Origin of the sequence: Mesorhizobium ciceri WSM4083, assembly GCF_000519305.1 — a bacterium.
Classification (GTDB): Bacteria; Pseudomonadota; Alphaproteobacteria; order Rhizobiales; family Rhizobiaceae; genus Mesorhizobium; species Mesorhizobium ciceri_B.
The window spans coordinates 543335-556630 of record NZ_JAFG01000005.1 but is presented as its reverse complement, the minus strand read 5'-3'; the positions used below and the strand labels follow the sequence as shown (position 1 = coordinate 556630).

Below are 13296 nucleotides of genomic sequence, written 5' to 3'. Positions count from 1 at the left end.
TGACGCGTATGAAAACATTCGCTGATCCGCTGCGAGGTGGGGTTCACGGCCAATCCAGTTTCGTCTAGGATCGGGCCGGCACCAGAAAGTAGTTTAGCGAATGGCGGTTGCTTGGATCGGCAACCGGGAAGCGCTGATTGAGCGCGCGGCTGCGCATGCCGCGTCGCTACTGTCGTCAAGTCGGTGCCCGGTTTTCAGCTTTGATACGGATATAGACGGCACGAGGGCGGCGATCGCGCTGGCTGAGAGGGCTGGCGCGGCATACGACCATGCCGATGGCGCGGCACTTGCCCGGGAGACTGCGCTTTTTACGGACAAGGGGGCAATGACCGTCGCCCCCGGAGAGACGCGCCGGCGTGCCGATGTCGTGGTGATCGTGGGCGAGCTCCCGCGGATCCATCATGGTCTTGTTGGCGAACTCGCCGGGACGGTTCCCGACCTCTCGACCGTGAACCAGCGCGCGTTCTTCGTGGTAGGCCCGAACGGGATGTCTGTGCCGCCGCTGAACGGCGGGCGCGAGGCAACGCGACTTTCCTGTGGCCAAGCTAGCCTCGCCGCCACGCTGGCGGCACTGAGAGCACAGTACAAAGGGCGGCGTACATCGCAACCGGTGTCGAATTTCAATGATTTCGCCAAAGCTCTGGCGGCCGCGCGTTTTCCCGTGTTCCTGTTTTCAGGCCACGCCGCCGAAGGCCTGGCATTGGAGATGCTGCAAGGACTGATCGCCGATCTCAATCGCAACTCGCGCGCATCCGGCCTTCATCTGCCGGCGAACGAAAACGGCTGGGGTAGCACGCTCGCCTCGGCCTGGATGACAGGTTTTCCGCTGCGCACCGGCTTTGCGCGCGGCTTCCCGGAATTCGATCCCTGGCGCTGCGATGTGGCGCGCATGATCGCTGCCGGCGAAGCCGACCTGCACCTGCGGATCTCCGCCGCAACGGCCCAACCGAAGGAAAAAAAGCGCCGCATGGCACTGATTGCGTTGACGAAAACGCAAGAGCCGGTTGCCGGTGCCGCAGTCACCATCGCCATCGGCGAGGCTGGGCTTGATCACGATGCGGTTGTCTATTCCAGCCGCACGGGCTCGCTCAGGTCGACCGAGGCGCAAGCGGCCTCGCAATTGCCCTCCGCCGCGACGATCATCCGCCTGATCGCTACCCACGCTTTCGCCGAGCCACTGCCATGCTGACGAAAATCGCCGGCGGCGACATCATCGATCCCGTCAACGGCCGTCTCGGCAAAGGCGACCTCTGGATCAAGGACGACAAGATCGTCCCGGCGCCGGCGGGAGGGGCGGCCGACCGGACCATAGAAGCCAGCGGCTGCATCGTGATGGCTGGCGCCATCGACATCCACTCCCACATTGGCGGCGGCAATGTGAACACCGCGCGGCTGCTCTTGCCCGAACAGCATGCCGCCCATCAGCTGCGGCCAGCAATGACGCCGCTCTCCAATGCCGGCTGGTCGACGTTCCAGACGGGCTGCCTCTACGCAAAGATGGGCTTTACGACGGTGGTCGAGCCGGCGATGTCGCCGGGAGCGGCGCTTCACACGCATCTCGAACTGGCTGACATCCCGATCATCGACAAGGCAACCCTCGCCATTCTCGGCAATGACGATTTCCTGTTGTCGATGATCCGCGACGACGCCCCCTCGACGATGATCGAGGACTATGTCGCCTGGACGGTCGCTTCGACGCGAGCGCTTGGGGTCAAGGTGATCAACGCCGGTGCGGCGGCCGCCTTCAAGGAGAACGTCCGCACCTTCTCGCTGGACGATGTCGTGCCTTCCTATGGCGTCAGTTCGCGCAAGATCGTCAAGACGCTGCAGGCCGCCGTCGACAGTCTTGGCCTGCCGCATCCCCTGCATGTCCATTGCAACAATCTGGGCAGCCCCGGATCGGCGGATACGGCGGCTGCGACGATCGCAGCGGCGGATGGGCTGCCGCTGCATCTCGCCCACCTCCAGTTCTATGGCTATGGCACCGAAGGAAAACGCGGGTTTTCCTCTGCCGCCGCACGGCTTGCCGAACTGGTCAACGCGACGCCGGAAGTCACTATCGATATCGGCCAGGTCATGTTCGGCCAGACGGTCACGGTCTCCTCCGACGTCATGCGGCAGTTTTCGGCGCGTGGCAGCGCGCACCCGAAAAAGACCGTCATTCATGATGGTGACGGCAATGGCGGGGGCATCGTGCCCTACAGCTATGGCAAAGACTTCTACGGCACGATGCAGTGGGCGATCGGGCTCGAGCTTTTTCTCCTGATCGACGATCCCTGGCGTGTGTTCTTCACCACCGATCATCCCAACGGTGCACCTTTTACGGCTTATCCGGCGCTGTTCGAACTGCTGATGAGCCGGGAAGCGCGCGCCGAAATGACCGCTGGACTTTCACGATCCGCCCTGGCGCTCTCTACCCTGGCCGCAATCGACCGCGAATACACGTTCGAGGAAATCGCCATCATGACGCGCGCGGCGCCGGCCAAGCTGCTCGGCTTGACGGATCGAGGCCATCTCGGCGCCGGCGCAACAGCAGACATCGCTGTCTATCGCAGGGACCGCAGTATCGCGAAAATGCTCGGACGGGCGGCGTATGTTTTCAAGGATGGCGATCTCGTCGTGCAAGACGGGGAAATCATCCATTACCGCTGGGGCAAGGCATTGAGGCTCAAGCCGCCTGTCGACAAGGCAATGGTGCGACGGCTCGAGGACTATCACCAGCAGCGCTACGGCCTGTCGCTGGACTGGTTCAATTTTCCGGATTCCGCGATTGCGCGCGAACAGCCATTCGGCGAGGTGCCATGCCGAACATGAGCGTCAATGGGATGACGATCGACGATACCTTCGCGGAAGCCTTCGGCATGCGCGCAACCGCCATCGTCATCACCGCGCCGAGCCGGAAATGGGCTCGCCAGGCGGCGATCACGATGTCCGGCTTCGCCACCTCGGTGATCGGTTGCGGCTGCGAAGCGGCAATCGATCTCGACCTGCCGCCCTCGGCCACACCGGATGGCCGGCCGGGCTGCCGCGTCATGATCTTCGCGATGGGAACGGACGAATTGCAGAAGCAACTGCTCAATCGTGTCGGCCAGTGCGTTTTGACCTCGCCGGGTTCCGCCTGCTTTGCCGGGCTGCAAGGCAGCGCCGAGCTCAAGCTCGGTTCGGCGCTGCGTTATTTCGGCGACGGCTGGCAAATCTCCAAGAAGATCGGCGACAGGCATTTCTGGCGTATTCCCGTCATGGATGGCGAGTTCCTGTGCGAAGCAACGACCGGACTGACGAAGGAAGCTGTCGGTGGCGGCAATTTCTTTGTCATGGCGCAAAACAGCGCCAATGCTTTGGCCGCCGCCGAGGCCGCGGTCGCTGCGATCGGCATGGTGCCTGGCGCCATCGTGCCGTTTCCGGGCGGCATTGCCCGTTCGGGTTCCAAGATAGGTGGCAAATACAAAGGCATGATCGCTTCGGCCAACGAAGCCTACGCGCCAACGCTGCGCGGCGTCGTCGCGAGTGAGCTCGGTCCCGACATCAACGCCGTCCTGGAAATCGTCATCGATGGTGAAACCAATGATGCAGTTGCCGCCGCGATGAAGGCAGGCATCAAGGCTGTCATAGAGCTCGGCCCGAAAAGAGGCGCGGTTCGGATCAGCGCCGGCAATTACGGCGGCAAGCTCGGGAAATTCATCTACTCGCTGAAGGATATGCTGCCATGAAGGCGCTGACCTTCACCCTGGTTGCCGAGCCGCCGGAGCGCCTTGACCTGTCGCCGCTGACGCCGGAGCGGCTGGCCGGGATCGAAAGGCGCGACGTCGAAAGAATCCAGATCGGCATGTCGAAGCACGGATCGAAGGTGGGCGACATTTTTCGCGTCGCCGGCAGCGATCCGACAAGCATCGTGTTCGAAGGCGGAAGCACGCGCCTTGACCTTGTGGCGCAAGGCATGCGGGGCGGGTCGGTCCGCCTCGATGGCAATGCCGGCGCCCAGGCCGGGCGCGCCATGCGCGGTGGCAAGCTCATGATCGAAGGCAATGCGGGTCCATACGCCGGCTCCGGCATGCGTGGCGGCAGGCTTGAGATAACAGGCAATGCCGGCGACCACCTCGGTGCGCCGCTCGTCGGGGAACTGGCCGGCATGAACGGCGGTGTGTTGATCGTCAGGGGCAAGGCGGGCGCCTTCGCTGCGGACCGCATGCGGCGCGGCCTGATCGCGGTGCTGAAAGGCTCCGGCGACCACGCCGGCAGCCGCATGATCGCCGGCACCTTGGTGGTGGCCGGTGGCACCGGCGAGATGCCCGGCTATCTGATGCGTCGCGGTTCGATCCTTCTCGATCGCACGCCGGCACGCATGTCGCCGAGCTTCGTCGAATGTGGCGCACCCGAGAGCGTTTTCGCCGCCATCATCGATCGTCATCTGATCGCCGAGGGCATTTTGAAACGGCCGCTTCTGGGGAGCGCACCGCGCAAATATGGCGGGGATAACGCAGTGCTCGGAATGGGCGAGGTTCTTTTTCCGCGCTGAGATCCGTCGACACAAGAACCATAGGATGGCAGGACGCAAGTGCTGCCGCTGGGTGGCAGTAGGGGGCGACCGTCATCCGACCCGCAACGTGGAGAACACATGAAAATCATCTCTCAAACGAAAGCCCATGGCGGCGTGCAGGGCGTCTATTCCCATTTGTCGACGAGTTGCCGTTGCGACATGACTTTTGCCGTTTTCATACCTCCGCAGGCGCGGGAAACGCCTTGTCCCGTTGTGTGGTATCTCTCAGGCCTGACGTGCACCCACGCCAATGTAATGGACAAGGGCGAGTACAGGCGCATGGCCGCCGATCTCGGCCTGATCGTCGTCTGTCCCGACACCAGCCCGCGCGGGGGCGACATTCCGGATGAAAAAGACAACTGGCAGTTCGGCTCCGGCGCCGGCTTCTATCTCGATGCGACGCAAGAGCCTTATGCGAAGAACTATCGCATGTATTCCTATGTCACCGAGGAGTTGCCGGCCCTCATCGCGGCTGAATTTCCAGCCGATATGACGCGCCAGGCTATCTCCGGCCATTCGATGGGCGGGCATGGCGCGCTGACGATTGCCTTGAAGAATCCGCAGCGTTTCAAGAGCTGCTCGGCGTTCGCCCCGATCGCCCAGCCAAGCACCGCCGGCTGGTCGAGACCGGCCTTTGAGAAGTATCTGGGCAAGGATGAGGCCTCGTGGCGAACCTGCGACGCGACGTCGCTCATCGACGACGGATATCGTTTCCCTGAATTTTTGGTGGATCAGGGAACGTCGGACGGATTTCTTGACGACGGGCTGAGGCCCTGGCTGCTTGAAGCGGCCTGCACCAAAGCAGGTATTCCGCTGAAGCTGCGGATGCAGGATGGATACGATCACTCGTATCTTTTCATCTCCAGCTTCATGGACGACCATCTGAGATGGCATGCTGAGAGGCTTTGAACCGGGCAAGCCGAAGGCATGGCCAGATGCAAACAAGTTATTGAATCCGACGCCTTACGCCGGGGGCGCCGCGCCTGCCGCCGTCAAACGCTAAGCGTTCAGCTCCAACGCGGCCTATGCGAAAGAGCTGAAAGCGGTAGCAAGCCTCGATGAAATCCCGGAGCAACCGTGCGGCGACTGGGGCGAAATGCCTGACGGGATCCAGTATTTCGAGGTGCCGGCGGGTGAGGGGCGCAAGCTGCTATTCGTGGGGCAGGACGAGCCGTTGACGAGCAGACGCTGCGGGTGTGCCGGCGGGGTAGATGCCGAGAATCCTGATTGCAGGAATTTTATGCCTCTATGTATTCCGCGAGGCTGACACCCTTGGGCACATCCAGCCCATCGGCTCGCAAACCTTCGATGTGAAAGCGTATTGCGTCGCGAATCTCGGTTTCCACTTCAGGCACAGTGGCACCTGTCGCGATGCAGCCGGGTAGGTCCGGCACATAGGCAGAGAAATTACTTCCTGCTTTTTCAATCACCACCGCGTAACGCATGTCATCACTCCTTCAAACCTGACTGCTTGAGGATGCTGTTCAGTGTTCCTGGCGCAACCTCTTCAGATGGCTTGCCAGCCACGGTGACGCGGCCGGCTTTGACTTCATGCTTATATTGGCGATGGCTGCCCTTGGTTGCAACCAGATACCAGCCGTCGGCCTCCAGCAGGCGAATGATCTCGCGAACTGTAAGCCGAGGTGGCACTAGACCTCAGCTACACCCGCTCGTCGAGCCGCACGTATCGCACTTCTCGCAGGTCCCGTTCCGCACCATGGTGAAGTTCTGGCACTCGGAGCAGGAATTGCCGGTGTATCCCTGAAGCAGGGACCTTGCACGGCGGTCGTTGGCGAGTTTCTTGGCTTCGGCCGCCTCGACGGCCGCGGCGTCGGTGAACAAGCCTGCCGTCGCGTCGGAAGCAGCACCCACCGCCTCCTCGAAGGCGATGTCTTCGGCCAGTTCCTTTGCCCGCTCCTCATAGTCGCGTTTGTAGGCGACCGCTTCGTCGCTGGCCGGTTTCAGCGCCAGCACGTTGGAGCCGGAGAAGGCGGTCGGTGCCGAGCGGGCAGGGGCGCCCGAGGGGGCCGCAAAGCCTTTCGGATCGTTGCCGCTGACGCGCGACACCAGCTTCACCGGCGAGGCGCCACGGGTCAGGCCCTTGGAGACCGCGTCGGTCTTGCCTTCGCTGATGCCACGGCCAAGTGCGGTGTTGGAAAAGTCCGACTGGTCGACATGGGCGAGGTCGTTGCGGCCGAGATAGGAAATCGCCAGCTCGCGGAACACGTAGTCGAGGATCGACGTCGCGCTCTTGATGGCGTCATTGCCCTGCACCATGCCGGCCGGCTCGAACTTGGTGAAGGTGAAGGCGTGCACATATTCGTCGAGCGGCACGCCATATTGCAGGCCCAGCGAAATGGCGATGGCGAAGTTGTTGAGAAGGCCACGCAAGGTCGCGCCTTCCTTGTTCATGTCGATGAAGATCTCGCCGAGACGGCCATCGTCATATTCGCCGGTGCGCAGGAAGATGGTGTTGCCACCGATCTTGGCCTTCTGCGTGTAACCTTTGCGGCGGCCGGGCAGCTTTTCCTGCTCGCGCGACACGCGCTCGATGATGCGCTCGACGATCCGCTCGGTGATCTGTGCGGCACGCGCTGCCGCAGGTGCGGCGAGCAACTGCTCGACGGCTTCATCCTCGTCGTCCTCGCCATCGGCGAGCAGCGAGGAGTTGAGCGGCTGCGACAGCTTCGAGCCGTCGCGGTAGAGCGCGTTGGCCTTCAGCGCCAGCTTCCACGACAGCATGTAGGCGCCCTTGGCGTCTTCCACCGTCGCATCGTTGGGCATGTTGATGGTCTTCGAGATGGCGCCGGAAATGAAGGGCTGTGCAGCCGCCATCATCTGGATGTGGCTGTTGATCGAAAGCGAGCGCTTGCCGATCTTGCCGCACGGGCTGGCGCAGTCGAACACGGCCAGGTGTTCGGCCTTGAGGAACGGCGCGCCTTCCAGCGTCATCGCACCGCAGACATGGATGTTGGCGGCCTCGATGTCCTTCCGGGAGAAGCCGAGCGCCGGCAGGATCTCGAACGAGAAGTCGTTGAGCTGCTCGTCGGTGAAGCCGAACGTCTCCTTCACCCAGTCGGCGCCGAGCGTCCACTGGTTGAAGACGAACTTGATGTCGAAGGCCGACTTTAGCGCCGCATTGAGCGCGGCGATCTTGTCGTCGGTGAAGCCCTTGGCCTTGAGCGCGCCGGGGTTGATGGCCGGCGCCTGGTTGAGGTTGCCGTGGCCGACCGCATAGGCCTCCATCTCGGCGATCTGGGCTTCGGAGTAGCCAAGCGTGCGCAGCGCTTCCGGCACGGCGCGGTTGATGATCTTGAAATAGCCGCCGCCGGCCAGCTTCTTGAACTTCACCAGCGCGAAGTCGGGCTCGATGCCGGTGGTGTCGCAATCCATGACCAGGCCGATCGTGCCGGTCGGCGCAATCACGGTCGCCTGCGCATTGCGGTAGCCATGCTCTTCGCCGAGCTCGATGGCGCGGTCCCAGGCGGCCTTGGCGTGGGTGGCAAGGTCCTGCTGCTTCAGGTCGGAAGCGACCAGCGGCACCGGGTTGACGGCGAGCTTCTCGTAGCCCTGCTTCTCGCCATAGGCGGCACGGCGATGGTTGCGCATGACGCGCAGCATGTTCTGCGCATTGCGGTCGTAGTCGGCGAAGGCGCCGAGTTCGCCGGCCATCTCGGCCGAGGTGGCATAGGCCATGCCGGTCATGATTGCGGTGAGTGCGGCGCAGATCGCGCGGCCTTCATCGGAGTCGTAGGGAATGCCCGATGTCATCAGCAGGCCGCCGATATTGGCATAGCCGAGGCCGAGCGTGCGGTATTCGTAGGACTGTTTGGCGATCTCCTTCGACGGGAACTGCGCCATCATGACCGAGATTTCGAGCACGATGGTCCACAGCCGCACCGTGTGCTCGTAGGCTGCGATGTCGATCGTGCCGTCGGCGTTGCGGTAGGGCAGCAGATTGATCGAGGCGAGATTGCAGGCCGTGTCGTCGAGGAACATGTATTCCGAGCACGGGTTGGACGCCCGGATCGCACCGGCGGAAGCGCAGGTGTGCCAGTCGTTCATCGTCGTGTTGAAATGCAGGCCCGGATCGGCGGACGCCCAGGCGGCGTAACCGATCTTTTCCCAGAGGTCGCGAGCCTTCAGCGTCTTCAGCACCTTGCCGTCCTTGCGGGCGGTCAGGTGCCAGTCGGCATCGTCCTCGACGGCGCGCAGGAAATTGTCCTTCAGCGACACCGAATTGTTGGAGTTCTGGCCCGAAACCGTGAGGTAGGCATCCGAATCCCAGTCGGTGTCGTAGGTCTTGAACGACATCGACGAATAGCCTTGCTTGGCGAACTGGATGACGCGGTAGATGTAGTTCTCCGGCACGGCGGACTTCTTGGCCGCCTTGATCTCGCGCTTCAGCGCGGTGTTGATGGCCGGGTCGAAGCAGTCGTCGCCATTGCCTTCGCAGTTGACGCAGGCCTTCATGATCGCTTCGAGATGCTTCTTGACGATCTTCGAGCCGGTCACCAGCGAGGCGACCTTCTGCTCTTCATTGACCTTCCAGTCGATGAATTCCTCGATATCGGGGTGGTCGGCGTCGACAATGACCATTTTGGCGGCGCGGCGCGTGGTGCCGCCCGACTTGATGGCGCCCGCTGCGCGGTCGCCGATCTTGAGGAAGCTCATCAGGCCCGACGAGCGGCCGCCGCCCGACAGCTTTTCGCCTTCACCGCGCAGCAGCGAGAAGTTGGAGCCGGTGCCGGAGCCGTATTTGAACAGGCGCGCTTCACGCACCCACAGATCCATGATGCCGCCCTCGTTGACGAGGTCGTCCTGCACGCCCTGGATGAAGCAGGCATGCGGCTGCGGATGCTCGTAGGAGGATTTCGACTTGGTCAGCTTGCCGGTGAACGGGTCGACATAGAAGTGGCCCTGGCTCGGGCCGTCGATGCCATAGGCCCAGTGCAGGCCGGTGTTGAACCATTGCGGCGAGTTCGGCGCGACGCGCTGGGTGGCCAGCATGTAGGCAAGCTCGTCGCGGAAGGCGCGCGCGTCTTCCTCCGACCCCTTGAAGTAGCCGCCCTTCCAGCCCCAGTAAGTCCAGGTGCCGGCGAGCCGGTCGAAGACCTGGCGCGCATCGATCTCGGAACCGTAGCGCTCGGCTTCCGGCAATTTCGCCAGTTCCGCCTCATCGGCTACGGAGCGCCACAGAAAGGAGGGGACGTCGTTCTCTTCGATCTTCTTCAGGCGCGCCGGCACACCGGCCTTGCGGAAATATTTCTGCGCCAGGATATCGGCTGCGACCTGGGAGAACTGCGCCGGCACGTCGATATTGTCCAAGCGGAACACCACCGAGCCATCCGGATTCTTGATCTCCGAAAGCGCCTTGCGGAATTCGATCTCCGCATAGGCAGACTGTCCTGGCTTGGTGAAACGACGCTCGATGCGCATTGGTCCGGTCCCTTTTGTCTATATATAGCGCTTTTCCCCAGGGATTTCTGCCCCCGATGCGAAACGCGCATGTCCGCCGTCTGCCGGCGTTCGAAAACGGCCGGCTCTCCATTTCGCAGCCTCCGCCGGCCCTGCTGGTCAAACTCCTTGCGAAGTGCCTGTCCAACACGCCGACGAACCCACGGGTCCCTCAAAACTGATTTTTTCCGATTCCCTCGGTCGAGGGAAATTCACACTATCTAGCGTCGAACCTACCTGCAAACACTAAATATAGTATTAACAGACAATTTATTCAAGCCCGACAATTGTCCCTATCGACCCCAACCGCCCTACAATTCCAACGCTTCCGCCGGCCTCGTAAACAGGCGGAAATGCGAGCAAAACGCACATAATCCGGGAAAAAGACCGGGCTCAGAACTTTCCGGTCGCACTCTCAACAGGAGCGCATGGCCTATAAAAGGCGACTCGTTTTGCGCCGTCAAGGATTCGTTTGCGTAGCTTTTGTGACCCCAACATCTTGTGTGTCACATATGTGGATAACGGGGATAGAATGCGGTGCGGCGATCGCAATTTTGGTCGCCACCAGGCAATCCAGACGCGGCAACGATCCAACGTGTCGTGAAGGCGGGTCCCGGCGCGAGCTTGCCAACCGTCCCCGCAAGATCAGCCGTAATGCAGCCGGGGTTTTGGCTCGGTGCCGGTGAACTGCACCCCGATACGGTCGTTGCGTCGCCAGCGGACCTCGCAACGATAGGCAATGCCGTCGAGCGGCACATAGAGAAGGAAGCGATCGGGGACCCGGGCTTCCAGCGGTACCTTCAGTTCGGCGCCGCCTTCGTGCTGGTTGCGCAGCGTGCAACCGACTTCCGAATTCGAAATTCCGGTGATGATCGACCCGCCCTTGAGCACGCGCGGACGATGCTCGCGCTGGGACTCGTCGGACTCGTTTGGAATTGGATTTGCGGGGTTCGCCATCGATCAAAAATACCAGAGCTGCCGAATCCTACCCTTGATTCCTTAGCAAAGCATTCATGTCGATGCGCGGCAACGCGTGTCCAGCCGTTGCAAGCCAGTCCCGTTTTGCAAAGAGTGCGGTGTGGCCGCCCGTCAGGAGAAGCTGTGCGGGTCGGCGCAGAAATAGGCGATGATCTGGCAAAGGTCGGGTTCGTTGACCATGCGCACCGCTTCGCTTGCGCGGACCCATTTGCGGGTGCGCGAGTGTTTTTCCTTCCAGCGATCCGCGACTTTGTCGACATGCAGCGGAAACACCAGGACCTCGCACGGCACTTCTTCGCCGGAAGCCAGTACCTTGGCGTAAAAGTAACGGCCGGCTTCAAGATGAGAGACACGGCCGCGCAGCCCGGCCTCCTCGCCGGCTTCGCGCGCCGCGGCCTCGCAAAGCGGCTCCCTGGCCTCTGGCCAGCCCTTGGGCAAAACCCAGCGGCCGGTATCGCGGCTGGTGATCAGCATGATTTCGACGCCGTCTCCCGTGTCGCGCCACGGCAGGGCGGCAACCTGCAGGCGGCACGGCGCAGTGCCGAAGAGCCGTCGGACCCTTTCGGCCAGATGATTGTGTGTCGTTGGCCTCGTCAACATCGAAGAAGCTAGCCCCAGCCTCCGGAATCGTTTGCCGTCTCACGAATCTTACGGCTAATTGTCGGCAATAAAAGTAAAAAATTTCATTCGCCTGGCCGATTTCCGCCAATAGACGTCGATTTCGCAAAATATCCGGCTCTGCCGGACCTGTTTGCGAAAGCAAATCATGCCCGGTGCAAGCTGCTGGTCTGTAACCGGCAGGTAGTTGCGAATCAGCCGGCGTGGTCGTCGGCGATCGGCTTCTGGTAGGTGAAGCCCATGTCCCACGGGAAATAGATCCAGGTGTCCTGGCTGACTTCGGTGACGAAAGTATCGACCAGCGGCCTGCCTTTCGGCTTGGCATAGACGGTGGCGAAATGCGCCTTGGGCATCATCGCGCGCACGATGCCCGCCGTCTTGCCGGTGTCGGTCAGGTCGTCGATGATCAGTACGCCGGCGCCGTCGTCGTCGAGCAGGGCAGGGGTGATCTCCTTGAGGACCTGCAGCTGCCCCTGGCTGGTATAGTCGTGATAGGAGGCGACGCAGACCGTCTCGATGACGCGGATGCCGAGTTCACGCGAGATGATCGCCGCGGGCACCAGCCCGCCTCGCGTGATGCAGACGATCGCTTTCCATTGCCCCTTGTTGGCGCCGGCAAGCCGCCAGGCGAGCGCCCGGGCGTCGCGATGGAATTGGTCCCAGGAGACCGGAAAGGCTTTTTCGGGAAGGGACATGTCGCGCACTCCACAGCACGCGGGTATCGCGCGCAGGAAAACAGGGGAATGCGCGCGGAATTAGCTGGAAAGCCCCTATCTTGGCAAGAGCAAGGGCCTTGGCAAAGGCAAGGGCTAGCGATCGCTGTGGACCTACCGTGACAGGAAGGCTGCCACCGGCGCGGTGCGCAGCACGCTGCGCGTCACGCCGCCGAACAGAAGCTGACGCAGCCATGAGTGGCTGTAGGCGCCGAGTACCAGCAGATCGGCGCCGGTTTCCGCGATCCTGGTCTGGATGATGTCATCGACCGAACTGCCGCCCGACTGCTGCACCGAGACGCTGACGGTGGCGCCGTGGCGCGATAGCGCCGACGCGATTTCCGCGCCGGCGGCCTCCGGGCTGTCGTCGAGCGTTTCAGGAGGGTCGATAACCAATATGTCGGTCTTCTCGGCTTCGATGATGAAGGGCAGCGCGTCGAAGGCGGCGCGCGCCGCTTCCTTGCTGCCGTTCCAGGCGAGCAAGACGCGTTTGAAGGTGGTGATCAGCGGACCCTCGTGCGGCACCACCAGCACCGGCCGGCCGGCATCGTAGACCAGCGTGTCTACGTCCGCACTGGAATCGCCGCCCGTTTCGCGCTGCGCCGCTATGATCAGGTCGGCGGCCCGCACGCTCGAAATCCCGGTCAGCGCGCTGTCACCCGAAAAGCTCTCCAGGCTTCGCCACTCGAAGGAAAGACCGGAATCCTCGATATGCCTGAGAAACAGCGTCCTCAGTTTCTCGGCCCGTTCCCGGTTCATATCTGCCGAAACCTGCAGGAATTCGGTGTCGGGAAAGCCTGTGGCAGAGGTGTAGGGCACGGGAAGCGTTTCCGCGTGGATGCCGACCAGATGGCTCTGGAACCGGGTGGCGAGCGGAATGGCGCAGTCGAGCACACGCTCGGCGTCCTGCTCGTTCTGCAGAATGGCGACGATGGTTTTGAATCGCATGACAATCCCTCAGTTTACGAGCTGGCGAACTCGTGCCGGGGAAAC

General features: G+C 62.3%; 12 protein-coding genes. 5 read left to right on the top strand and 7 right to left on the bottom strand.

Translation table 11 applies throughout. The features are described 5' to 3' along the window. Positions 1-325: 325 nt before the first annotated feature. From MESCI2_RS0112485 to fghA, 5 genes are all read left to right on the top strand, one after another. On the top strand, positions 326-1189 hold the full coding sequence (locus MESCI2_RS0112485) for a tungsten formylmethanofuran dehydrogenase (protein ID WP_245270310.1): 864 nt from the start codon (positions 326-328) through the stop codon (positions 1187-1189). Further along, entirely contained in the window at positions 1183-2814 is a 1632-nt protein-coding gene (locus MESCI2_RS0112480; protein WP_027036896.1) for a formylmethanofuran dehydrogenase subunit A, read from the top strand. Before MESCI2_RS0112485 ends, MESCI2_RS0112480 begins: the two co-directional genes overlap by 7 nt. Further along, positions 2802-3710 carry a formylmethanofuran--tetrahydromethanopterin N-formyltransferase gene (gene fhcD, locus MESCI2_RS0112475; protein WP_027036895.1) on the top strand — a complete coding sequence of 303 codons (909 nt, stop codon included), beginning with the start codon at positions 2802-2804 and terminating at the stop codon, positions 3708-3710. The genes MESCI2_RS0112480 and fhcD overlap by 13 nt, the downstream gene beginning before the upstream one ends. Continuing rightward, a complete protein-coding gene (locus tag MESCI2_RS0112470) occupies positions 3707-4516 on the top strand; it encodes a formylmethanofuran dehydrogenase subunit C (RefSeq protein WP_027036894.1) in 810 nt (269 codons plus the stop codon). The genes fhcD and MESCI2_RS0112470 overlap by 4 nt, the downstream gene beginning before the upstream one ends. A gap of 99 nt (positions 4517-4615) precedes the next feature. Then, on the top strand, positions 4616-5446 hold the full coding sequence (gene fghA / locus MESCI2_RS0112465) for an S-formylglutathione hydrolase (protein ID WP_027036893.1): 831 nt from the start codon (positions 4616-4618) through the stop codon (positions 5444-5446). A 329-nt stretch (positions 5447-5775) separates the two neighbouring features. Here the strand turns inward: fghA and MESCI2_RS0112460 are convergent, their stop codons facing one another. From MESCI2_RS0112460 to MESCI2_RS0112430, 7 genes are all read right to left on the bottom strand, one after another. Further along, complete coding sequence (locus MESCI2_RS0112460) at positions 5776-5982, bottom strand: type II toxin-antitoxin system HicB family antitoxin (RefSeq protein ID WP_027036892.1); 207 nt, start codon at positions 5980-5982, stop codon at positions 5776-5778. 4 nt (positions 5983-5986) lie between these two features. Beyond that, the gene (locus MESCI2_RS1000000136755) at positions 5987-6187 is read right to left on the bottom strand and encodes a type II toxin-antitoxin system HicA family toxin (protein WP_013532021.1); all 201 of its coding nucleotides are present in this window, start codon (positions 6185-6187) and stop codon (positions 5987-5989) included. A 6-nt stretch (positions 6188-6193) separates the two neighbouring features. Further along, the gene (locus MESCI2_RS0112455) at positions 6194-9976 is read right to left on the bottom strand and encodes a vitamin B12-dependent ribonucleotide reductase (protein ID WP_027036891.1); all 3783 of its coding nucleotides are present in this window, start codon (positions 9974-9976) and stop codon (positions 6194-6196) included. Between the two features lie 663 nt (positions 9977-10639). Further along, complete coding sequence (locus tag MESCI2_RS0112445) at positions 10640-10951, bottom strand: PilZ domain-containing protein (protein ID WP_027036890.1); 312 nt, start codon at positions 10949-10951, stop codon at positions 10640-10642. A 132-nt stretch (positions 10952-11083) separates the two neighbouring features. Beyond that, complete coding sequence (locus MESCI2_RS0112440; protein WP_023810435.1) at positions 11084-11572, bottom strand: NUDIX hydrolase; 489 nt, start codon at positions 11570-11572, stop codon at positions 11084-11086. 212 nt (positions 11573-11784) lie between these two features. Beyond that, a complete protein-coding gene (gene gpt / locus MESCI2_RS0112435) occupies positions 11785-12285 on the bottom strand; it encodes a xanthine phosphoribosyltransferase (protein WP_027036889.1) in 501 nt (166 codons plus the stop codon). Positions 12286-12417: 132 nt separating this feature from the next. Further along, positions 12418-13251 (bottom strand): universal stress protein, encoded by an 834-nt coding sequence (locus tag MESCI2_RS0112430; RefSeq protein WP_023810436.1) that lies wholly within the window; start codon positions 13249-13251, stop codon positions 12418-12420. Positions 13252-13296 lie beyond the last annotated feature (45 nt).